The organism is Polaromonas sp. (genome assembly GCF_039932935.1).
Lineage (GTDB): Bacteria > Pseudomonadota > Gammaproteobacteria > Burkholderiales > Burkholderiaceae_C > Polaromonas.
This window is the reverse complement of sequence record NZ_JBDTPB010000009.1, coordinates 138,643-161,276: the sequence shown is the minus strand read 5'-3', so window position 1 is coordinate 161,276 and position 22,634 is coordinate 138,643. Positions and strand designations below refer to the sequence as shown.

The window sequence follows — 22,634 nt, the reverse complement described above, 5'->3', positions numbered from 1 at the left end:
AGCGGCTCGCGTAATCAGACCCGGATCACGCCCAGCACCATGCGCACCAGTTCGTCCTCAAACTCGGGCGTGCCCAGCAAGGGCGAGTCTTCCAGCGAAGCGCTGCGGATGGCGCCCATCACCGCGCGCGTCGCCACAAACATCATGGCGGGCGTGGGTGCCCGCAGCGCCGGGTCGTTCAGTTGCGACAGGGCAAACGCATTGCGCTCGGCCGCCTCGCGCAATGCCTGTGTGATGTTTTCATGATGGTCCATGCGCCAGGCCAGCCGGATCATTGCGCGCTTGTGCTTGGGTCCGCTGCCGAATGACTCGACCAGCGTATGCACCAGCTCGCGCACAACGGCCTCGGCATCTCGGTGTTCCTGCACCGCACGTTTCATCAGCGCTTGCAGGCCGTCCAGCACACGCCTTCGCTCGCGGTTGATCATGGCCAGCAGGATGGCTTCCTTGCTGGGGAAGTACTGGTACAGCGTGCCGATGGAAAAGCCGGCTTTTTTGGCGACCTTGTTGGTGGTCAACGCGCCTTCTCCGTCGCTTTCCACAATCTGAGCAGTGGCTTGAAAAATAGTCTCGATGGTGCGCTGGGCACGGTCCTGCGTGGGCAGCTTTCGCATCGTGCCAGAGGAGGAAAGGCCGGAAGGCGTTTTGGACAGGGTCATGCCATGAAAACTGAGCAGTAGGCGAGTTGTGCGAGGCCGGCTAAAACTGAATAATGCTCATAAATCAGCTTTTTGGCAAGGCTTTATCCCCATGACACCTGACCCCTTGCGCAGTGCGGCGTCTGCCGCCGCACCCAGCCTGCCATCCGGCAATCCCTATGCGTTGACGGTGCGCAAACTGGAAATTGACCTGAGCGCGGGCTTTGACCGTCACTGGCATGGCGGCGACGCATTCCTGAGCCAGTACCTCAATGCCTTGTCGATGAGCTTCCCCGTGGGCGAGCAGTCGTTCATTGACGCTGTGCGCGATTGCGCCAAACTGCTTCCGCGCACGCCGGCAACCGCTGCGCTGCACGACGCCATCGCACAATTCATAGGCCAGGAGGCCACGCACCGGCATATTCACGGCCTGTACAACGCGCAGCTTGAAAAGCAAGGCCTGGTCAACCGCTGGCAGCATTGGGCCACGGCCCGCATTGACTACGCCACAAAGCGCGGTGTCGGCCCGCGCCATTTCCTGGCGGTCACGGCGGCTTACGAACACCTCACCGCCGTGCTGGCCGACCACATGCTTCGCCACGGCGATGCGCTGGGCCAGGCCGACCCGAAGATGCAGACTCTCTGGCGCTGGCATGCGGCGGAAGAAACCGAACACCGCGCCGTGGCCTATGACCTGTACCAGGCCCTGGGGGGAAACCACGCCTGGCGCATACGCTGGTATGCGTATGCATTGCTGTTGTTCTGCGTTGACTCGGGGCGGCAGACGGCATTGAACCTGTGGCGTGACGGCTCACTGTTCAAGCCAGCCACATGGTGGAGCGCGACAAAGTATTTCTGGGGAAAGCATGGCGTCGTCTGGCACTGCACGGCGCCGCTGCTGGCCTACTTCCGGCGCGACTTTCATCCAGACCAGGAGGCAGTCACCGCGCCGGGACAGCAAACCAGCGCCATTGCCCAGCGCTGGCTCAAGGAACACGACGAGAGTTTTCGCGTGGTGCGCTAAGCGGCTGTTAATCGACTGTTAGGCGACTGAAGGGCGAGCAGGTGTGGAGTCTATTTGCTATCGAATTAATAGCTTCTTGCGCCTTCCTGTATTGGGCTGCAGGCCATTTTCTCTTGAATTACGCATCGACCACCTTGCGCATCCACTCGGGCAAGGTCTTGGCTTTTTGCGCCGGAAAATCCACCCAGATGGTGGTTGCGCCGCCGGCCGCGCAGATCACGCCCAGTGTGTCCGCGCGCTCCATGGTGGCCCAGCTTTCAAACGTGGTGCGGCCCGGATCGCTGACGTACATCTTCATCAAGACATCGCCCGGGTATTCAAGCTGTTTGTAGAAATTGCAGAAGGCGTTGACGATCACCGGGCCCTCCCCTTTCGGGTCGGGCTTGCAGCCTATCGCATACATCCAGTCAATGCGAATGGTTTCAAGATACCGGAAATACGTGCCGTTGTTGAGGTGACCCATCGCATCCATGTCGCCCCAACGGATAGGGATGCGCATTTCGTGGACCAGCTTTTTCTTCTCGGGAATTTCAATCTTCATTGATGAACCGTTGCCTTTAGCGGTGCGCCCTGATGGAAGCCAGAATACCCAGCGTGAACAGCACGCAGGCGGTGAGCTGTACCCAGGTCGGCCAGCGGCCGTCCCAGGCAAAGGAATAAAGCAGCGCGAAAATGGTTTCGCTCACGATGAGTTGCCCGCACAGGCTGGCGCTGAGCCGCTGGCTGGCCATGTTCCATAAGATGGTGGCCAACCAGGTCGAGCCCACACCGGCTATCACGCAGAGCAGCACAAACATCCAGCGGTCTTCACGGCCCGCCAGCAGGCTGATGTCTGAGCCAGCCACCAGCCACATCAGCAACGCCCCCAAACCGGTGGCAACACCCAGCCAGTTGGCCCAGTCGGTGGCGTTGACTTCAGGATGGCGCTTGAGCCAGGCGGAGTTGAGGATGGCAAACGCCGTCCAGCACACGAGCGAAGCCGACACAAACAGCATGCCGCGCCAGAAGTGGGTGGCGGCGCCTTGACCCCCCTCATGCGTGGAACCCATCATGAGCGCCAGCCCGGCCACCGTCAGCGCCAAGCCCGGCAGCAGCGCCGCCCAACGCAGGCCCTGCGGTTTGCCCAGCAGCATGACCCAAATCGGGATCGTGCCGATGACAAGAGAAGGCACTTCAGTTCCCGCGTCGCGTATGGCGAGCACCAGCAACAGGTAGTAGCCGCTGAATCCGAGGATGCTCATTACCAGCGCGGCCCAGACCTGCCGCAAGGTGGGCAAGCGGCGGTTGCGCATGCCGATCAGCATGACAAGTACCGCCAGAACGCCGTACACGGCAAAGCGCCCTGCCGTGAGGTCTATCGACGAATAGCCACCTGGGCCCATGTCGACCATGCGCGGCGCCACAAACACCAAGCCCCACAGCGCGCCTGCCGCGAGCCCGGCCAGAATGCCCGTCAGCATCCGTCAGACGGTGTGCGCAGTCGCCACCAGGCGCAGGCCGAGCAGCCCCATTGCAGCGGCAGCGGTACGGTCTACCGCCGTCTTGCAGCGCAGGTAGGCCGCGCGCGGCACTGCCGAAGACAGGACCACGGCCACGACCGCGTACCAGCCCGTTTCCATGACCAGAACGCCGGCCAGCACCAGCGCGGCGGCCGGCAACGGAAACTGCGCGGGCAGCAACGCTGCGAACACGCTGCTGTAGACCACCACGATCTTGGGATTGCTCAGCTGCGTGACCAATGCCTGGCGAAACGAGTGCTGAATTGTGCGGCGCGCAGCGCCTGGGTCATCACCGCTCATCTCCAGCGGATGGCGCGCGCCGCGCCAGATGTGAAACGCAATCCACATCAGGTAAAGCCCACCAATCACTTTCAGCGCCATATACACACCGGGCAAGGCTGCCAGCAACGCCTGCAACCCGGCCAGGGCCAGCGCAGCAAACACCAGCGCCCCCAGGCCCATACCCAAGGCCGCGGCCAGGCCGTCAGCGCGGGAGCGCGAAACCGCAATGCGCGCAACCTGCACAAAGCTGGGGCCTGGGCTGACAGCGCCCGCCATCAAGGCCAGAAAAATAAGGCCTATCGGGCCGAGGTAAGGCACTATGGAATCCATCATGTTCTTCTCCGCGCAAAAAGTGATCGGTACCGATTGATTGGTTCAAACACCAAAACCGTCGTCGGCGGCAATCACCGCACCGTTGACAAAGTGGCTCTCGCCACTGGCCAGCATCACCAGCAGCGCGTCGAGGTCTTGCGGCTTGCCGATTCGCTTGCGCGGCAGCATTTGCACCAGCTTCTTGCCTTGTTCGGTTTCCCAGTGGTGGTGGTTGATTTCGGTGTCAATATAGCCGGGGCAGATCGCGTTCACGTTAATGCCGAATTTGCCCCACTCGAGGGCCATCGCTTTGGTCATCTGGACCACCGCGGCCTTGCTCATGCAATACACCCCAATCTGCGGCAACACCCGCAACCCGGCCATTGACGCAATGTTGATAATGCGGCCGCCCGCATACGTGCCGGGTGCAGAGCCCCGCGCGCGGGCCAGCATGCGCTTGCCGACTTCCTGCGCCACAAAAAATGCGCCCTTCACATTGGTGTTGAAAACAAAATCGTAGTCTTCCTCCGCCACATCCTGAAGGCGCTGTGTGGTGCTCACGCCCGAGTTGTTGACGAGAATGTCGATCGGGCCGACTTCGGTCTCGGCATGCGCCACGCCGGCCTTGATGCTGGCGTGGTCGGTCACGTCCAGCATCACCACATGCGCGTCACCGCCTGCGGCCTCAATCTGCGCACGCAGTTCCTTGAGCTTGTCGAGCCTGCGGCTGGCCAGCACCACAGCCGCGCCGGCGCGGCTGAGCGTTTTTGCAAACTGGGCACCCAGTCCGCCGGACGCACCGGTCACAAGGGCGACACGCCCCGAAAGATCCAAGCTGTAAGCCATTAGAGGCGCCTCCCAATTAAAGCCAGACAAAAGAGAACGATCGTTCGCATCGCTGCTTTCGCGACATAAAATCAAACGCGAGACAGCAATCCTTCCTGAAAATCATTATCAGCGAGTCCCCCGATGAATACCCAAGAAATTCTGGCGCAGTTCGGCCCCCGTGAGGCAATGGAATACGACGTGGTCGTGGTGGGCGGCGGCCCCGGTGGCCTGGCCACCGCGATCCGGCTCAAGCAACTGGCGGCGCAAAAGGGTACGGACATCTCTGTTGTGGTGCTTGAAAAAGGCTCGGAGCCTGGCGCGCACATTCTTTCGGGCGCGGTGATGGATCCAAAAGCGTTGACCGAACTGATCCCGGACTGGAAAGCACAGGGCGCGCCCCTGAACCAATCCGTCACCCGCGATGAGGTTTTGTTTTTGAGTGAGAAGGGTGCCGTCAAGACGCCCGCATTTCTGGTGCCTGACTGCTTTCACAACGAAGGCAACTACGTCATCAGCCTGGGCAATGTGGTGCGCTGGCTGGCACAGCAGGCCGAGAACATCGGCGTTGAAATCTTCCCGGGCTTTGCCGCCGCTGAAGTGCTCTACAACGACGATGGCTCGGTCAAGGGCGTGGCCACCGGCAACCTCGGCGTCGGCAAGGACGGCCAGCCCACCGACAACTTTCAGCTGGGCATGGAGCTGCACGGCAAGTACACCGTGTTCGCCGAAGGCGCGCGCGGCCACCTGGGCCGCCAGCTGATCAACCGGTTCAAACTCGATGAAGGCAGGGACCCGCAAGGCTATGCACTGGGTGTGAAAGAACTCTGGGAGATCGACCCTGCCAAGCACAAGCCGGGCCTGGTCATCCACACCGCCGGCTGGCCCATGGACAGCGAAACTTATGGCGGCGGCTTCATGTACCACCTCGAGGACAACAAGGTCACGCTGGGCATGGTGACCGGCCTGGACTACAGCAATCCGTATCTCAGCCCGTTTGAAGAAATGCAGCGCTGGAAAACCCACCCGAGCATCAAGCAGTACCTCGAAGGCGGCAAACGCATCAGCTACGGCGCACGCGCCATCACCGCGGGCGGCGCACTGAGTCTGCCTAAAACCGTGTTCCCGGGCGGCGCGCTGATCGGCTGTGAAGCCGGTTACCTCAACGCCGCGCGCATCAAGGGCAGCCACGCCGCCATCAAGAGCGGCATGCTGGCCGCTGAGGCCGCGTATGACGCCGTCACCGCCGGCCGCCAGCACGACGAGCTGGCCGCCTACCCAGAGGCCTACGCCAAGAGCTGGCTCGCACAGGAGCTGAATCAGTCGCGCAACTTCAAGTCCTGGTTCAAGAAGGGCCTGTACGTCGGCGCCTTCATGACCGGCATCGAGCATTGGCTGCTGCCCAAGCTGGGCTTCAAGTCGCCGCCCTGGACCATTCACAACAGTGTTCCCGACTACGCCAAGCTCAAACCGGCGGCCGAGTGCACGCCCATCGTGTACCCCAAGCCCGACAACAAGATCACTTTTGACCGATTGAGTTCGGTGTTCGTTTCAAACACCAACCACGAAGAGCACCAACCCGCACATCTGACGCTGAAAGATGCGAGCGTTCCGGTCAACATCAATCTCGCCAAATACGCGGGTCCTGAAAGCCGCTACTGCCCTGCCGGCGTTTACGAATTCGTTAAAAACCCTGACAACTCTGATCGCCTGCAAATCAACGCACAAAACTGCGTTCACTGCAAAACCTGCGACATCAAGGATCCGACACAGAACATCGTGTGGGTGACTCCCGAAGGTGGCGGCGGTCCCAACTACAGCGGCATGTAGGCTGCTTTCGCAGGCGATGGCATTCGCGCTCGTGAGGACACCCGCACGAAGCGCTGCAATTTTTTAAAGGCAACGCGGAGTTCGCGTGCGCCAAATCTTTGTGACTTTCTGTCCGCCATGGCGTGGACAAAAACGACCGCCTGCGCAGTGCAACGCCTCGCTGGCGGTCGTTTTTCCGCAATCGCTCACATGTGCTTACCGAACGATTCGAAACGCTTTGCCGTCTGCTGAAAGCTTCCGACGCACGCACGGGGCTTACGCTGACATCCTTTCTTTGCGCGCCCCCGACACTCATCGCTAAGCCCTGAAAAAGGAGTAGCCTCGCAGGTGTTTCGATGCCATGCTGTCATGCAATCTTCCGATCTTCCGGTAGGTTCAGCAGCGTGATCGGCGCGCGATTCCATCTCCAAACCAACTGCTGCAATGCGGCCTTTAGCAATGACCTTGAACAAACCCAGTGTGCTGTTAACCGGCGGAGCCGGTTACATCGGTAGCCACACTTTTGTGGCGCTGGTGGAGGCCGGTTATCAACCGGTCATCCTTGACGATTTTTCCAATAGCCATCCCGCCGTGCTGCAAAGGCTCGAACAACTGACGGAACAGCCTGTGATTTGCGAACGCGGGAATGTGCTGGACACCCCATGGGTGGTCGAAGTCCTTCAACGTCATCGCTGTGTGGCCGCCATTCACTTTGCCGGATTCAAGGCAGTGGGAGAAAGCGTCCAGAAGCCACTCATGTACTACCAGAACAATGTGGGCGGCCTCTTGAGCTTGCTGCAGGCCATGGAAACCACCGAATGCCGTTCCGTCGTGTTCTCTTCGAGCGCGACCGTTTATGGTGACCCTGCCAGCGTACCCATTGATGAGCAGTTTCCGTGCGCGCCGGAAAGCCCCTATGCCCACACCAAGCTGATGTGCGAAAACATCCTGGCATCGCTGCGGACGTCAGACCCGGCCTGGCGGGTGGGCGTGCTGCGTTATTTCAACCCGGTGGGCGCCCACCCGAGCGGGTTGATCGGCGAAGACCCCAGCGGCATTCCCAATAACCTGATGCCTTATGTCACCCAGGTGGCTGTCGGAAAACGCGCCATGGTGAATGTTTTTGGCAATGACTACCCGACACCCGACGGCACAGGCGTGCGCGACTACCTGCATGTGACCGACCTTGCCGCAGGCCACGTCGCCGCTGTGAGCGCGCTGCTTGCGCACGGCAAGAGTTTCACCATCAACCTGGGCACCGGCGAAGGCACCAGCGTGCTTGAAGTGATCCAGGCATTTGAACGGGCCAGCGGACGTTCGATTCCGTATGAATTTGCGCCGCGAAGAGCAGGCGATGTCGCGCAATATTTTGCCGATGTTTCTCTGGCGGGCAGCCTTCTGGGCTGGCGGGCCCAATGCACCATGGACGACATGTGCCGTGATTCCTGGCACTGGCAGCAACGCAATCCCGAAGGCTACCGAACCGTGACCTCAAGTCCGCCAGCACTACAGGTTCCAGTACCTGCGAGTTCGAACGTCTCCGCCCGGCCGGCAGTCGGTATGTGAAACAGCGCGGCGCCGGTGCATGACTCATCTTGAAACAAATAACGCAGCCGAATGGGAACAAAACACATTTCCTTTCGCAGCACGAACCGGGCCATAAGCCGTTCGGACTATTGTCAATTGCTGCACTGCACAACACACTCTTCATCTGCTTTTGACAGAGGAGAAATTCATGCCTAAAGCCCTGATTACCGCCGTTCTGGCTGCTTCCCTGGCGGCAGCATCGGCTGCTTACGCTTCGCCTCCCCTCCCAACCGCCCAATCCCTTGCCGCCCCCGCCGGGAACGCTTCAATGGGCGAAAAAAACACGCGCTTGAAGCTGCAAACCGGCGCCGAGACAGTCAAGGTCCGCGCCGTCTACAGCCCGGACGTGCGCGCCAACCCCTCCACGGATGAACCTGATGCGGGCGAATCCGGCTGGCGGTCTTACGGCATGCTGCTGGCTACCTTGGTACTGATGGGCGTGATTGCCGTGCGGCGTTTCACGACGGGAAGGCCCTGAGCATGAGCGGCCTCGGACGGCCGGGCGTTACCGCCGTCAAATGGAGCGCCGTTTCCACGGCTGCACGCTTTGGTCTGCAACTGGTGGCTCAGGTGGTGCTGGCGCGCACACTGGGACCAGAGATTTTCGGCGTCTTTGCCATCGGCATGGTGGTGTTGACTTTCGCCACTTTCGTGTCCGGCTTTGGGTTCAGCTGGAGCCTGCTGCAGCGCACGACCCTGACCGACGAAGACGTCCGCTTTGCCTGGACCTGGCAACTGGTCGTGGGTATTGCCACCATGGTGGCCCTGTACTTTCTGGCACCGCTGCTGTCGATTTATTTCAGGGAACCGCGTGCGCAGTCCGTCATCGAATGGCTGTCGCTGGCGTGCCTGCTGGGCGCAGCCGCAGCGCCAGCCACCTACTTGCTGCAGCGTGACCTGAATTTCCGCGCGGTGGGCCTGATCCAGGTCGGCAGTTATGCCGCCGGCTATGTCGCGGTGGGCGTTCCCATGGCGCTGCTTGGCCAGGGCGAGGCCTCATTGGTCGCAGCATGGCTGGTACAGGCCGTGGTGGTCTTCATCGCGAGCTACGCGCTCAAGCCACATGCGCTGCGTCCACTGTTCTGGTATGCCGACGCCAAATCTGCAGTCGGGACGGGGCGCACGGTCTTTTTCACCAACATCGTCAACTGGATGCTCAACAACCTGGACCGCGTATTGATAGGACGGCTGCTCAATGCGCAGGCTTTGGGCCTTTACAACGTGGCCTACAACCTTGCAACCATGCCCAACACCTTGCTGCTCGGCGCGCTTCAACCGGCCTTCCTGGCGGCGGGCGCGCGCCTGCAAACCGACCTGCCGCGGCTGGGCCGCGCTTACCTGCAGATGCTGGCCACCATTGTGGTGTTGGGGCTGCCCGCTTTTGCGACGATGGCCTTCCTGGCTCCCGACATCGTACGGGTCCTGTATGGGCCCGCGTGGAGCGACGCGGCATGGGTGCTGGGAGTCTTGTTCCTCTGCATGCCGGCCTACGTGGTCTGGGGCCTGTCGACACCCGTGTTGTGGAACACCGGGCGCAAGCACTATGAATTCATGCTGCAGCTTCCCCTGATCGCCGTGGGCGTCTTCGGTTTTTACCTGTTTGCAGGCCAGGGCATCCACATGGCGGCGATTGTCGCGGGGTCGCTGCTGGTGCTGCGCGCCGCTGTCACGGGCACTGCGGCATTCCGTGCGCTGAATCTCGGCTGGACGGCCCTTTTGCCGGATGCCCTGCGCGGGCTGCTGTTGTGCGCCGCGTGCATTCTGGGCGTGATGGCCGGGCAGCATGCGGTTGCAAGATTTGACCTGCCTCTGCTTTCGCTGATGGTTGGCGGTCTGTCCGCTGCGGTTCTGCCGGTCTTGTTGCTGGCACTGAGGCCGCAACTGCTGGGCCAGGAGACATCCGAGATGGTGATCCGCTTCGTTCCTGCTCTGGCGAAATTCCTGCGCCGCGGTAACGTGTTGCGCAACGATCTCGCGAAGCCGCTCGAGCAGGCACTCTGAGGCACTACCGTGGACCAAGCGATCGTTCTCTCTGTTTTGGTGGCCGGCGCCATTTTGGCCGCACTGCTGGCAGCACTGGGCGTAGCGGGCGCGGTTCACTTCACGTCGCGCCGGGCACACGGCTACATGCACCTCATTTTCTACGCCATCCTCGGGATGGTGGCCATGAGCAATTTTCTGTCGGGACGGGACCTCTCGAGCAGCGCGATGAAATTTGACGAGGTCGCGGTGGTGGTACGCCATCCGCTGGTAGCCTTGGCCCAGCCGCTGGTCTCTCTCTTGCTGCTGACGCTGGCGGGGGAGCGCATCATCACGCACTGGCTCCAGCGCGACCGGACGGTGCAGGCGCCGCCGGTGATGTTGATCACCTTTATCATTTTCTGGGCAGGCACCGTGGCGGCGCCTGCCCTGCTGGGCCTGCACCCGCATGTCTCGCACGACTACGTGTACCCGCTGCTGATCGGCATCGCGGCGGTATTGGCCACCAGCATCGAGCGCGACCTGGCTTACAGGGCGGCACGCGACGCCCTGCTGCTTTTCATGGCGGCGGGGCTGGTGCTGATTCCTTTCAAACCCGCACTGGTGCTGGACCTTTCCTACACCCAGGGGTTGCTGCCGGGAGTGCCACGGCTGGCGGGCCTGGCTGCCCACGCCGTCTCGCTCGGCATGCTGGCCCAACTGGGGTTGCTGTGCCTGCTGGCGCGACCCCTGCAGCGCATCTGGCTTAACCGCATGGCCTGGGGCATGGGCCTGCTTGTGCTTTTCCTGGCCCAATCGAAAACGGCCTGGATTTCCTTTACCTTGTGCTCTGCCTGCATTCTGGCAGTGCGCCAGGGCCCTGCATTCATGCGCCGCGCCAGCGACCCGGTACGGCCGGAATTCGGCATCGCCGCGCTGCTGGGCTTCATGGTTGCAGTGACGAGCATCACGCTGGTGCTGATGTTTGGCGATATCGACGCGCGCATGGCCAGCTTCTTTGACAGCGCACAAGGCGCGCAGCTCGCCTCCATGACCGGCCGCGACCAGATCTGGGCCATCGCCTATGACGAGTGGCAGCGCAACCCCGTGTTTGGCTATGGGCCAACGCTATGGGACGCCAGTTTTCGCGAAAGCATTGGTATGCCCAACGCGACCCACGCGCACAACCAGTTCATGGACACGTTGTCGCGCTCGGGCACGGTGGGCGCGGCGGCTTTGGTGGTGTATGCGTTGGTGTTGCTGGTGCTGTCCGTTCGCTATGCGCGTGCCACCGGGGGCCTGTCACTGGCGCTGTTTGTCGCGCTCGCGTTGCGCTCGATCAGCGAAGTGCCGCTTCTGCTCTTTGGCTATGGGCCTGAGCTAACGACCCACATCCTGTTGCTGGTGACGCTGGCCGCCTCGGCACGCGAGGCTCATGCCCGCACAAGGCAACCGGCAAATCCAATGGAAAATGCCGCGCCCCATTTCCCTGGAGGCTTCCGCCCGTCTCCCGCCACCTCTCGAGTACGACTATGAAGTTTTCAGTGGTTATTCCGCTTTACAACAAGGCGCGCTACATCCAGGACACCATCACGTCGGTGCTGGCACAGTCTTTTACAGACTTTGAAGTCATTGTGGTGGACGACGGATCCACCGACGGCGGCGCCGAGCTGGTCAGCTTCATGCCTGACCCGAGGATACGCCTGGTGCGCCAGGCCAATGCCGGAGTTTCTGCCGCCCGCAATCTCGGCATTGCACACGCCGCGGGCGAATGGGTTGTCTTTCTCGATGCCGATGACTGGCATCACCCCCAGTACCTGGTCACGCTTGTATGGGCGCAGGCGCAATACCCTGCGGCCGACACCCTGGCCACAGACTTTTTGCCGGTTCCTGACGCGCCCACGATGTGGCCACCGCGCTGGCCAGCGATGCCAGAGCAACCCGAGGTGGAGCTGATCACCGACCTGCCCCGGCGCTGGATGCGCGCACCGTCCTTGTGTACCAGCGCCGTCTCGGTCAGGAACGCACGCCTGCGGCAGATGCAGCCCTGCTTTCCCGTCGGCGAATCGCACGGCGAAGACCTGGACCTGTGGTTCCGTCTGGCAGAGAAGACGCCTGTCGCGCTGGTCCGCTCGCCTTTAATGGCTTATCGGCTGGCCGTTGAAGGAGGCCTCACAACCCACCACCCCGAGCTGGCCATGCCGCCGTTTCTCGAACGCATGCGGGAGCGCGCGCTGTCAAGCGGTATGACCGCGGCCCAGCGCCGGTCCGCACTGTGGCTGGTGGCTCAACACGAATTAACGCTGGCGCGGCAAGCACTCGCAAGCGGACAACGCCATGAAGGCTTTGGCTGGCTGATTCGGGCACGCCGGGCGGCAGCCGGCAGGCGCTGGTGGCTCACGGCAACCATGCTTTTCGTGCCGGGCCAGATCGTGAAAAACTGGCAACTCTGGCGTACGCGACGGATCATCCCCGCCAATCACGCAGCCGATGCAGCCGAAGCAGGATAAAAAAATGACCTCGAAACCATTCAACGAAACCACGCCGGCGCAGTCATGCCGGGTCTCCGTGATCATCAAGGCCCTCAATGAGGAAAAGCGTATCCGCGAGACCGTCGAAAGCGCCTTGCGGGCTGTTGCCACCGTCGGTGGTGAAGTGATTCTGGCCGACTCTTACTCCACGGACCGCACAGTACAGCTGGCCAGCGCCTACCCCATCCGCATTGTCCAGCTGGCCAATCCCGCTGATCGCAGCTGCGGTGCAGGTCCCCAACTGGGCTACCAGCATTCACACGGCGAGTTTGTTTACATCCTCGATGGAGACATGCAAATGCGGGAAGGCTTTCTCGCAGAAGCCCTCGCCTTTCTGGAATCCCATCCCGAGGTCGCGGGCGTCGGCGGCCGGCTGGTGGAACAAAATACCGAAAGCCTCGAATACATGGCGCGCGAAGAGCGCGCCTCGCCTCATCTGCAGCCTGGCCAGGTTGACCGGCTTGACGGCGGCGGGCTTTATCGACGCAGCGCCATCGAAGCAGCGGGGTATTTTTCGGACCGTAATCTTCACAGTTACGAAGAATTCGACCTTGCCATCAGGCTGCGGGCTCTCGGTTGGCGTCTGTGGCGCCTGCCGGCGGATGCGGCCAACCATTTTGGCCACGACGCCCCGCCCTACCGCTTGCTGATGCGACGCTGGCGCACACGCTACATCTGCGGGCTGGGCGAATTGGTACGAGCCGCCGCTGGCCAGCCTCGCCTGCATCTGGCGCTGCGGGGTCTGCGCGAACTTCGCCTTTATCTTGCGGTGCTGGCTTGGTGGGCGCTCATGGGCAGTCTCCTGTTCTGGCCGGTTTCCGCATCCCTGCGCATGGCCTTGTTCTGCGGTATCGGCACCGCCCCGGTATTGCTGATGACTTGGCGGAAACGCTCCATCACCAAGGCGCTGTATTCGGTCGTGTCGTGGTGTTTTAATGCCGCGGGCCTGGTACGCGGCCTGCTGCGTCAGCAACGCCCGGCTCGCGAGGCCATTGCCAGCCGGATACTCAAGGACCCCGCAACGCAGTTGCGTCACGCCGTCCAGGGGAGCCGGCATTGAGAAGCCCCGACGAAGGCCTGCAGAAACAGCAGGCGACGCAGCAGTTTTCGGGCGTACAGATTCTGAGATTTGCCGCGGCCATACTGGTGGTGGTCATGCACATCACGCAGGCCATTTCCATCCATATCAGCGGCACCGGTCCGACACACTACTGGGCTGATGGTTCAGCAGGCGTAGACATCTTTTTTGTCATCAGCGGCTTTGTTATGGCCATGTCCACGTCGGCCCTTCCTTCCAGCGGTGCGGCGCGTGCAGCAGCTGCGTGGGTGTTCATGCGGCGGCGCTTGCTGCGGATAGCGCCGCTCTACTGGTTCTACACCTTGCTGAAGGTCGCCCTGTTGCTCGCCGTGCCAACCCTTGCATCGCGCGCCTCCGTGGAACCGGGCCACCTTATGGCGTCCCTTTTGTTCATTCCGGCCGTGAGCCCATGGGGCCTTGTGTTGCCCACACTTCCCGTCGGCTGGACCTTGAACTTTGAAATGCTTTTTTATGCGGTGTTTGCTGCGGCGATTGCATTGGGCGCACCTCGTATCCGGTTTTGCCTGCTCGTGTTCTTGCTGGTTTTCCTGGCGGGGCGCTATGTGCCGAACTCCGTCGTGCTCGGGTTTTATGCCCAGTCCATTGTGTTCGAGTTCATTCTGGGCGTCTGCATTGCCTATGCCTTCTTAAACTTCCGCCGTCCATCACCCGGCGTCGGACTGATCGTCGCAGCCATCGGCGTGGCTTTCATGTTTGTCCCTGACTGGGGTCACTCGATGGACCGCTTCACCACATGGGGTTGCGGTGCGGCCCTTATCGTGCTGGGATCGGTGTGGCTCGAACCCTGGACCCTGCGTGCGCCGCTGTCATCGCGACTGTCTTTTCTGGGCGACGCCTCCTATTCGATCTATCTCTCGCATACCTTTGTGGTGCCCGCCGGTGTGTTGGCCTTGAAAAAACTGGGCGTGCAGGACAACCTCCTCATCGTGCTCGCCGTGGGTCTGGCGGTAGTGGTCGCCGGCTGCATCTCCTACGTGTGGCTGGAGCGCCCCATGACCACCTTCTTCAAGCGCGCGCTGTCCAGGACGCCCGGTCCGTCTACAAAGCTACAGGAAAGTAAAACATGAGAAGTGAATCGTTGCCGCATTCAGCTGCACGAGAACGCCAAGGGCGTTATATCTACCTGGCCTGCCCCTGGACACCCATGGGCGGCGGCATGTTCAAGATCGCAGACTACTTGATCCAGGCGCAAGCTTTTTCCGCCACGGCCAACGCCGCAGAGCTTCGTCCGCTCGACACGCGCGGCGGCGCCAACGCGCTGTACTCGTTTTGGGTGCTGGCAACCGCCCTGGTCAAAATCGTACGCGGCAAACTCAACGGCCGGCTGGCTGGCGTGCACGTGAACATGGCCGAGCGCCTGAGTCTTTTTCGCAAAAGCGTGATCATCGTGGCTTGCCGTGCCCTTGGCATTCCGGTGGTGCTCCATTTGCACGCTGCGCAGCTTCATCATTTCTACCGGTCACTGCCTGGGGCCCTGCAAATGCTCACGCGCTGGGTATTTTCGTTGCCGACGAGTTGCGTGGTACTCGGAGCCGCCGCGCGACGCTTCGTGACCGAAGATCTCGGCGTTCCGGCCCACCGCGTGGAAATCGTCATCAATGGCGTTCCTGAACCGACCCATGCGAGGCGCGATGCCTCTGAAACCTTGCAACGCGTGCTTTTTATGGGCAATCTGTCAGAGCGAAAAGGGGTGTCCGATCTGTTGCAGGCATTGGCGCTGGCGGGATTCGACGCTTCACGCACCGAAGTGATTCTGGCAGGAGGCGGTGACATCGACACGTACCGGACGAAAGCCAGGCAGTTGGGCATTGAGAAGCTCGTCAATTTCGCGGGCTGGTCAGACCAGCAGCAGGTCGCGCGCCTGATGGCGCGCGCCGACGTGCTGGTGCTGCCTTCCTACGATGAAGGCCTGCCGCTGGTCATTCTGGAAGCCATGGCCAACGGCGTCGCGGTCATCTGCACACCGGTGGGTGAAATACCTTCGGTGCTGACCGACGGCGTCAATGCCCGCTTTGTGCAAGCGGGGGACGCCGACGGCATTGCCAGGTCCTTGCAGCGCGTGCTGAATGATCCTGATCTGAGAACCTCCCTGGAACGCAATGGGCGGGCCATCTATGAACAGCAGTTCTCGCTGTCCCACTTCTTTGTCAGCATTGCGCGCATCCACCAGCGCAACTTCGGGGTGGCAGCCCAGCCCTCGCGCGCTACCAGGCCGCTACCGGAGGCCAGCCCATGATCATGCAAGCTGATGAGATTCAGGGTGGCAGCCGCTTACAGGCGGACGTTTGCGTGGTGGGGGCCGGTCCCGCCGGAATAGCGTTGGCGATGGCGCTGTCAGAACAAGGACATTCGGTGCTGCTGCTGGAGTCCGGTCAACTGCAGGCACACGCGCCTACCCAAGCGCTCTGCGAAGGGGAAGTGGCCGATGAACGCCTGCACAGCCCACCCGGCAAATACCGGCAAAGGCGCCTGGGCGGATCGACAGCCATCTGGGGCGGGCGCTGCATGCCCTTTGATCCCATCGATTTTGAAACCCGCAACTACATTCCGCACAGCGGGTGGCCGTTGTCCTACGAAGACCTTGCGCCCTATTACCCGCAGGCCAATGCCCTTGCAGAAGCCGGACGCTTTATTTATGACGCCGGCGATGCGCTGGACCCGGGAACCGGTCCGATGATCGCGGGTTTCGAGAGTTCGCGTGTGCTGACCAACGGGCTGGAGCGCTTTTCATGCCCTACGCATTTTGGCAACCGCTATGCGCGGCGACTCGAATTGGCGCCGAATATCCAGGTGTTGCTCGGCGCCAATTGCACGGGGCTGCGGCTGCATGCCGATGGTCGGGCGGTACGCGAACTCGAAGTGCGCACTTTGGCCGGAAGTCGTTTTTCCGTCACGCCCAACATCACGGTGTTGGCCATGGGCGGGCTGGAAACGGCGCGCTTGCTGCTGGCGTCTCACGACGTCGTAGCGCAGGGCGTTGGCAATCAGCATGATGTGGTGGGTCGCTATTACATGTGCCACATCGCCGGCAACGTCGGGACCCTGACCATTCACGGCCCTGCACGCAACGTACGACACGGCTATGAAATCTCGCCCGAAGGCATCTATTGCCGGCGCAGGTTGTCTGTGGTTGCGCATGAGCAAAAACGTCTAGGCCTGGCCAACGCAGTCGCCCGCCTGCACTTTCCACGCATCACGGATCCCGCACATCGCAGCGGCGTGCTCTCGGGCCTTTTTCTGGCGAGAAAGCTGATCAGCTATGAATATAGCAAGCGGCTTAACGATGGCGCCCCTCCAACGACGGCCGCATATGCCCGCCATATGCTCAACGTGCTCACCGATCCAGTCGATACTGCCGCGTTTTTGGCGCACTGGCTTAGCCGGCGTTCACTGGCCGAGCGGAAATTTCCCTCGGTGATCTTGCGAAACCGCACCAATCGCTTTAGTCTTGAGGTCCACGGCGAGCAGGTTCCCCAGGCTCACAGCAGGGTCACGCTGGCCGATACCGTCGACGCATTGGGCATGCCTCGTCTGAAAGTCGACTGGCGCTACAGCCAGGCTGATATCGATTCGGTGCGCGGAACCCTCGACGTCATGGCCGAAGAATTTGCGCGCAGCGGAAAAGCCCGTTTGGATTACAACCGCCATACCCTTGAGGAAGACCTCATGCGTTTTGGCGCCTACGGTGGACATCACATCGGCACGGCGCGCATGGGCCGCGATGCAAGCACCAGCGTGGTCAATGGCGACTGCCAGGTTCACTCGGTCCATAACCTCTTTGTTGCCGGCAGCGCCGTTTTCCCCACCTCCAGCCAGGCCAACCCGACCTTGACCCTGATTGCAATGGCGCTTCGGCTCGGCGAAACGCTGTCACAGCGCCTGCGCGCTGAGCGCTCGCCTCTCGAGCTCAAGGAGGCCGCATGAAGGTGCTGGTATTGGGCGGCTCCGGCTACATCGGCACGCGCCTGATGGAAATGCTGCGCGGTACGTCCTGGGCTGAGGCCACAGGCGCATCCAGGCGAAAAAATTCTGCCAAAGGTATATCAGGCCCGCAAACTGGTTGGCTCGAAGTTGACGCTCGCGACGCCTCGCAGCTGGCGACGGCAATCACAGGTTTTGACGCAGTCATCAACTGCGTGGCGGGCGACGCCGCGTCGATTTCAGACGGTATGCGCGCGCTCGTGGATGCGGCGCTCCAGACGGGCTGTCCTCGCATTGTTCATTTGAGCACCATGTCGGTTTATGGTCATGCTGAAGGTCTGGTTCAGGAAGATGCGCCGCGTGATCCCGGCTTGGGTTGGTATGGCCGCGCCAAATGTGACGCAGAAGCCATGCTGGAAACCTATGTGCGTGGTGGCGGTGAAGCTGTGATTCTGCGGCCGGGTTGCGTGTACGGGCCGGGCAGTGAGCTCTGGGTCGGACGCATCGGGCGATGGCTGCAGTCCGGGCGCCTTGGCGACCTCGGGATCGCAGGCGATGGCTGGTCCAATCTCGTGCATGTAGACGACGTTTGCCAGGCGCTGTTGACCGCATTGCGCCTGCCGATGGCGCCCGGCGAGCTGCCGTGCATCAACCTCTCGGCACCAGACAGCCCCCGCTGGAACGAATACTTTGTCGACCTGGCACTCCAGATCAAGGCGACACCCGTGAGGCGCATCAGCCGGCGCCAGCTGCAGCTGGACTCCTGGATAGGCGGGCCGCCATTGAAGGCCGCTGAGCGGGCATTGAAGTTTCTCGGCCAGCACCCCAGACGGCTTCCCGATGCCTTGCCGCCTGGACTGGTCCGCTTGTGGTCTCAGCATATTCACATGGATGCACGCGCCGCCTCGGAAAAGCTGGGACTGGCCTGGACGCCCTACAGCACCGCGGTGTGCGATTCGGCCCGTTGGTTTCTGGACCAGGCATCGGCAAATCGCCAACCCATGGAAAAAATTGCATGCCTTCCCTGAAAGCTGATATTTACCGCAGATTCGGGCGTTCCGACGGGCACCTCGCACTGAAAGGCGCTCTTCTGGACCCTGCGTTCCGTGTGGTGGTGACCTTGCGGCTGTGCCAGTCAGCACAACAGCTTCCGACGCCATGGCGATGGCTGCTTGCCGTTCCCGCGAAATTTCTCTATCGCTTGACGAGCCAATTGGCAGGAGTTGAGATTCCGTGGCGGACCACCATCGGTCCCGGGCTTGCACTCACGCATGGGCGAGGAATTGTGGTGAATGCCGGCGCGCATATCGGCAGCAATGTCACGCTGTTTCATGGTGTCACGATCGGGCAACGCGACTACGTGGACAACGAAGGCCAACGGCGCACCGCTTGCCCGGTGATTGAAGACGAGGTCTGGCTCGGGCCGCACGCGATTGTGGTAGGTGGAATCACGGTCGGAAAAGGCAGCCGGATTGCCGGCGGGGCTTACGTTTTTGAAAACATTCCTCCCTACAGCGTGGTGCTGGGAAATCCTGGAAAGATTGTCAGAAGCAACTGCACGCCTGACGTGGACAACCGGTATGTGCCGATCCCATCGGGTGAACAAGATCAGCACGTGCGATCGCAGCGCCACGCCCCGGCGGTCAATGCCACATCAGCGCCGATTCAACGACGCCAGGCGCAAGGCCCGCGTTAAAAACAGCGGATTGCCGATCACGTAGCGCTGAAACAGCCGGCGGGGTTCCAGAGCCAGGCGAAAGAGCCATTCCATACCGGCCTTTTGCATCCACAACGGTGCGCGTGGTGTTTTGTCGCCCAGAAAATCAAGGATGGCACCGCCGCAAACAATCAGGCAGGGAAAGTCCAGCAAACCGCGCAGTCTGGCCGCCACCTCTTCCTGCCGGGGCATTCCCATGCCAAGCACAATCAATGCCGGTTGATGCTGGACCGCCAGCAGCGCATACGCTTCCACATCCAAAAAGCCATGCGCTGTAATGGTCTGGCTGTGGGGCGCCAGGTCCTGCTGGACACGCAGCCGGGCTTTGGCCAGATAGGGGTCGCGCGTCCCGAACAATGCGATGCGGCGGCCATCAAACGCCCGGATCAATTGCGGAATAAAGTCGGTTCCATTGAGGTTGAGGCCGGGCTGCATCCGCAGCAACCGAAACAGCGTGGCCATGCCCGAGCCATCGCGTAAAACCAGATCGGCCGAGCGCATCGCTTCAAAAAAAGGCACAGACGCCACCATGGAATTCATGGCGTGCGCATTGGCAAAAGCCAGTACCAGCGGCCTCGCGGGGTGGGCCAGGGATGCCAGCAACGCCTGGCTGTCAACCGGGCTTTGCACCCGCTCGATCTTCTGCACAAGCAATGCCCAACGCTCACGCCAATCCGCGGGGCTATCGAAGGAAATGTTCAGCAAGGTGCAGCCCTTCCGTTTGGCGGCATGCCAAAATCACCTCCATGCCCCCCACCACTTTTTCGGAAAATCTCCCGCAGACCGTTCGCATCCTGGCAGCGCTCAGCGTGATCCTGGCGGCCACAGCGCTGTACATACTTGGCGCCCAACCCATTGCGGTCGGGCTGTTTCCGTCGCCCTGGGACAAACTGGCACACCTGCTGGTCTTCGGCATGTTGGGCGCGGCAGTCGGCATCGCAAGCGGCTCGCACGGATGGCGCTTGACGCTCCGCTGCGTGACGGGAGCCATCGCGGTGGGAGTCATGGACGAGTTGCACCAGGCCTTTCTGCCGGGCAGATCCGCCAGCTGGTCTGACCTGGCAGCGGACGCGGCGGGCGGGCTTCTGGGCGCGGCAGCGCTGAGGGCAGTCCACAAATTCGGAGCGGGCCGCTTCTTCAGGCATCGTTAAGCACGGAGCCGACCAACGCCACGCCAAATTCCCGCAGGCTGTGGGTGAAGCGGGTCATTTGCGGCACTGAACTCACATTTTGCCTGGCCACCACCAGCGCAGCGCCAGCACGGACGGCGACGGTGTGCGCGTCGGCGCATTCGCTGGCAGGAGGGGTATCGATGATGATGACGTCGAAATCCTCACCCAGCGATTGAAGCAACTTGGAAAACTCCTGCCGACCCAGCAGCTCCTGCGGATTGGGCGGAATCACCCCCGCCGGCAACACCGACAAATCCTGCAGGGCCGGTATGCTGATAACTGCCTCGGGGCCGGCACGACCCGCGAGCATGTCGGACAGCCCTGCCGTTGCACCCAAGTTAAACAGCTGGTGCTGGCGCGGCGTGCGCATGTCCGCATCGACCAGCAGGGTACGCTCCCCAAGCTGGGAAAACACGATCGCCAGATTTGCCGCGATATAGCTGCGCCCTTCTTTCGCTCCGGCGCTGACGATCGCCAGGCCGCGTCGTTCAGCCCCGGTGTCAAACCAGCGCAGCATCAATTGGCTGCGCAGGGCGCGCAATTGTTCAACCGGCTGGCTGCCCGGCTGGTAGGCCGCCACAAGCTCCCGGCTGAGCTTGGTTTCATTGGCCAGATAGGGATAGTCGAACTGGACAGACAGGGCAAAACGCACGTCGTCATCGCTGAGCAGGCCCAGGGCCTTGCCTGAGTCACCGAAGCGCAAGCCGCGGTCACGTTGAAAGTGAAGAATGCGCTCCGCGTCCGGAGGGGACAAACGCCCTGCGTCAACAAGAATGGTGCCCATCGAACGGCCTGCGCCGGTGGCGGGCTTGCTCGGAAGCGTCAGAGGTACCGAACGGATGCTCGGCGCGCTGTTTCGTGTCATGCTGTTCCCCCATTGCCCAACATCAGGCGACGTGAACCGGGAAGCCTTCCGGTGCCTCCATCTGCAGAAATGCTTGCCAGTACCGGCAGGCCCAACATCTGTACCAGGTCTTCCGCAGAGCGCACCCGGCGGTTGGACAGTTCGAGCAGCAAGGCGCAGGCAAAACCGAGCAATGTTCCGCCAAAAGCAGCGGCCAGCAGGTTGGTCAGCATTTTCGGGCTCGAAGGATTGACCGGGGCTGTCGCCATGTTCAGGCGCACGACATTGGTCTGGTTGCTCAAGCTCTGCAAGCGTGTCTGCGATGCACTCTGGCTTACAGCCTCGAAGGCGCGCTGTGCCGACTCGACATCGCGGCGGTACACGTTGAGCTCATCCCGCTGCTTGTTCAGCTCAAGCACGCGCGCCTTTTGCGCGCTCACCGCGCCTTGCAGTTCACGCTCCCGGTCCTTGCCGACCCGGTAGGTGGTTTCGATGGATGCGGTGATGCGCGCGGTCTCGGCACCTAGCCGGCTTTTGACGGCAGCCAGCTCGGATTCGGCGCGCTGGCGCTCCGGATGATTGGCGCCAAGGCGGACGCTGATTTCCTGCACCTTGGCCTCCAGCCGCGAAACGTCGGCTTTCAGGCCATTGATGAGCGGGCTTTGCATGACTTCCGCGACGGTATCGCCGCGAGAATTGCGCTTGCTTTGGCTGTCGGTGGTTTCACCCTGGACGGTCGTGAGTTGAGAAGAGATTTCTCCCAATTTCGCCGTTTCGTAGTCCACGCGTTCATCGCTGCTGACGATGCCGGCTTTTTGTTGATACTCCGACAGGCGTGCCTGGGCTTCCTCAAGCTTGGCGCGCGACGCCTTGGTCTGCTCATCAAACCACTCCGCGTAGATTCGTGCAGGCTCGGTCTTCAATCCGAGGTTGATGTCCAGGTAGGCCTGGGCGAAAGTGTTGGCTGTGGTCGCGGCAACATCCGGATCGCTGCCTTTGTAGGTGATGTTGATCACATTGCTTTCGCGTGCCGGGCGCACGTCCAGACCCTTTTGCAGGGACTCCGCCAGCCAGCTCTCAAGCGATCCGCGCCCGTCGGTGGCTTCAAGCCAGCGGGCCTTGGTGCGCGGATCTTCATCGAGCTTGAGCATCTTCACCACACGCTGGGCCACCCGGTCGCTGCCGATGATGTCCACCTGCGTGGCCATATAGCTGGGCGCCACCAGACCGGGCAATGCCGCGCCGCCAGCCACGGGGTCAGGTGATCGCACGTCGACCAGCACGGCAGTCTGGGCGGTGTATTTGCGGGGCAACGCCAGGCTGACAGCCAGCGCTGCCAGCAAGGCGACGAGTACGACCAGTACAACCACCCGATAACGGGCCCGCATGATCAAAAGGAATTGATGGAGTGTCAT

General features: G+C 61.7%; 22 protein-coding genes. 14 read left to right on the top strand and 8 right to left on the bottom strand.

From position 1 onward, the window contains the following. Positions 1-14: 14 nt before the first annotated feature. The gene (locus ABI546_RS01640; protein ID WP_348043446.1) at positions 15-614 is read right to left on the bottom strand and encodes a TetR/AcrR family transcriptional regulator; all 600 of its coding nucleotides are present in this window, start codon (positions 612-614) and stop codon (positions 15-17) included. Positions 615-750: 136 nt separating this feature from the next. Here ABI546_RS01640 and ABI546_RS01635 point away from each other — a divergent pair, with 136 nt between their 5' ends. Then, entirely contained in the window at positions 751-1,662 is a 912-nt protein-coding gene (locus tag ABI546_RS01635) for a metal-dependent hydrolase (protein ID WP_348043444.1), read from the top strand. A gap of 118 nt (positions 1,663-1,780) precedes the next feature. On the opposite strand, the gene ABI546_RS01630 is transcribed toward ABI546_RS01635, so the two are convergent. The 4 genes from ABI546_RS01630 to ABI546_RS01615 are packed head-to-tail and all read right to left on the bottom strand — an operon-like array spanning position 1,781 to position 4,601. After that, the gene (locus ABI546_RS01630; RefSeq protein WP_348043442.1) at positions 1,781-2,203 is read right to left on the bottom strand and encodes an acyl-CoA thioesterase; all 423 of its coding nucleotides are present in this window, start codon (positions 2,201-2,203) and stop codon (positions 1,781-1,783) included. A 16-nt stretch (positions 2,204-2,219) separates the two neighbouring features. Continuing rightward, a complete protein-coding gene (locus tag ABI546_RS01625; RefSeq protein ID WP_348043440.1) occupies positions 2,220-3,122 on the bottom strand; it encodes a DMT family transporter in 903 nt (300 codons plus the stop codon). Positions 3,123-3,125: 3 nt separating this feature from the next. After that, entirely contained in the window at positions 3,126-3,776 is a 651-nt protein-coding gene (locus ABI546_RS01620) for a LysE family transporter (RefSeq protein ID WP_348043438.1), read from the bottom strand. A gap of 42 nt (positions 3,777-3,818) precedes the next feature. Continuing rightward, positions 3,819-4,601 (bottom strand): SDR family oxidoreductase, encoded by a 783-nt coding sequence (locus ABI546_RS01615; protein WP_348043436.1) that lies wholly within the window; start codon positions 4,599-4,601, stop codon positions 3,819-3,821. Between the two features lie 123 nt (positions 4,602-4,724). Here ABI546_RS01615 and ABI546_RS01610 point away from each other — a divergent pair, with 123 nt between their 5' ends. The 12 genes from ABI546_RS01610 (at position 4,725) to ABI546_RS01555 (ending at position 19,182) form a co-directional block, all read left to right on the top strand. Next, the gene (locus ABI546_RS01610; protein ID WP_348043434.1) at positions 4,725-6,410 is read left to right on the top strand and encodes an electron transfer flavoprotein-ubiquinone oxidoreductase; all 1,686 of its coding nucleotides are present in this window, start codon (positions 4,725-4,727) and stop codon (positions 6,408-6,410) included. 438 nt (positions 6,411-6,848) lie between these two features. After that, positions 6,849-7,955, top strand: a complete 1,107-nt coding sequence (gene galE / locus ABI546_RS01605) for a UDP-glucose 4-epimerase GalE (protein WP_348043432.1) — start codon at positions 6,849-6,851, stop codon at positions 7,953-7,955. Positions 7,956-8,124: 169 nt separating this feature from the next. After that, positions 8,125-8,454, top strand: a complete 330-nt coding sequence (locus tag ABI546_RS01600; RefSeq protein ID WP_348043430.1) for a hypothetical protein — start codon at positions 8,125-8,127, stop codon at positions 8,452-8,454. 2 nt (positions 8,455-8,456) lie between these two features. Then, positions 8,457-9,977 (top strand): lipopolysaccharide biosynthesis protein, encoded by a 1,521-nt coding sequence (locus tag ABI546_RS01595; RefSeq protein ID WP_348043428.1) that lies wholly within the window; start codon positions 8,457-8,459, stop codon positions 9,975-9,977. 9 nt (positions 9,978-9,986) lie between these two features. Continuing rightward, positions 9,987-11,471, top strand: a complete 1,485-nt coding sequence (locus tag ABI546_RS01590; RefSeq protein ID WP_348043426.1) for an O-antigen ligase family protein — start codon at positions 9,987-9,989, stop codon at positions 11,469-11,471. Continuing rightward, the gene (locus ABI546_RS01585; protein ID WP_348043424.1) at positions 11,468-12,445 is read left to right on the top strand and encodes a glycosyltransferase family A protein; all 978 of its coding nucleotides are present in this window, start codon (positions 11,468-11,470) and stop codon (positions 12,443-12,445) included. The genes ABI546_RS01590 and ABI546_RS01585 overlap by 4 nt, the downstream gene beginning before the upstream one ends. A 4-nt stretch (positions 12,446-12,449) precedes the next feature. Beyond that, positions 12,450-13,526: a glycosyltransferase gene (locus ABI546_RS01580; protein WP_348043422.1), complete on the top strand. Its 1,077-nt coding sequence runs from the start codon at positions 12,450-12,452 to the stop codon at positions 13,524-13,526. After that, entirely contained in the window at positions 13,523-14,632 is a 1,110-nt protein-coding gene (locus tag ABI546_RS01575; RefSeq protein ID WP_348043420.1) for an acyltransferase, read from the top strand. The genes ABI546_RS01580 and ABI546_RS01575 overlap by 4 nt, the downstream gene beginning before the upstream one ends. After that, positions 14,629-15,801: a glycosyltransferase family 4 protein gene (locus tag ABI546_RS01570; RefSeq protein ID WP_348043418.1), complete on the top strand. Its 1,173-nt coding sequence runs from the start codon at positions 14,629-14,631 to the stop codon at positions 15,799-15,801. The genes ABI546_RS01575 and ABI546_RS01570 overlap by 4 nt, the downstream gene beginning before the upstream one ends. Beyond that, entirely contained in the window at positions 15,798-17,489 is a 1,692-nt protein-coding gene (locus ABI546_RS01565) for a GMC family oxidoreductase (RefSeq protein ID WP_348043416.1), read from the top strand. The genes ABI546_RS01570 and ABI546_RS01565 overlap by 4 nt, the downstream gene beginning before the upstream one ends. Next, positions 17,486-18,514 (top strand): NAD(P)-dependent oxidoreductase, encoded by a 1,029-nt coding sequence (locus tag ABI546_RS01560; RefSeq protein ID WP_348043414.1) that lies wholly within the window; start codon positions 17,486-17,488, stop codon positions 18,512-18,514. Before ABI546_RS01565 ends, ABI546_RS01560 begins: the two co-directional genes overlap by 4 nt. Beyond that, positions 18,502-19,182 carry a serine acetyltransferase gene (locus ABI546_RS01555; protein ID WP_348043412.1) on the top strand — a complete coding sequence of 227 codons (681 nt, stop codon included), beginning with the start codon at positions 18,502-18,504 and terminating at the stop codon, positions 19,180-19,182. Before ABI546_RS01560 ends, ABI546_RS01555 begins: the two co-directional genes overlap by 13 nt. Here ABI546_RS01555 and ABI546_RS01550 read toward each other — a convergent pair. Then, entirely contained in the window at positions 19,141-19,908 is a 768-nt protein-coding gene (locus ABI546_RS01550) for a WecB/TagA/CpsF family glycosyltransferase (RefSeq protein ID WP_348043410.1), read from the bottom strand. The genes ABI546_RS01555 and ABI546_RS01550 overlap by 42 nt on opposite strands. 41 nt (positions 19,909-19,949) lie before the next feature. Between ABI546_RS01550 and ABI546_RS01545 the strand changes: the two genes are divergently transcribed. Next, positions 19,950-20,354, top strand: coding sequence for a VanZ family protein (locus ABI546_RS01545; protein ID WP_348043408.1), 405 nt, complete (start codon positions 19,950-19,952; stop codon positions 20,352-20,354). Here the strand turns inward: ABI546_RS01545 and epsG are convergent. Further along, positions 20,341-21,240 (bottom strand): chain length determinant protein tyrosine kinase EpsG, encoded by a 900-nt coding sequence (gene epsG, locus ABI546_RS01540; protein WP_348043406.1) that lies wholly within the window; start codon positions 21,238-21,240, stop codon positions 20,341-20,343. The genes ABI546_RS01545 and epsG overlap by 14 nt on opposite strands. After that, positions 21,237-22,634 (bottom strand): chain length determinant protein EpsF, encoded by a 1,398-nt coding sequence (gene epsF, locus ABI546_RS01535; protein ID WP_348043404.1) that lies wholly within the window; start codon positions 22,632-22,634, stop codon positions 21,237-21,239. Before epsF ends, epsG begins: the two co-directional genes overlap by 4 nt.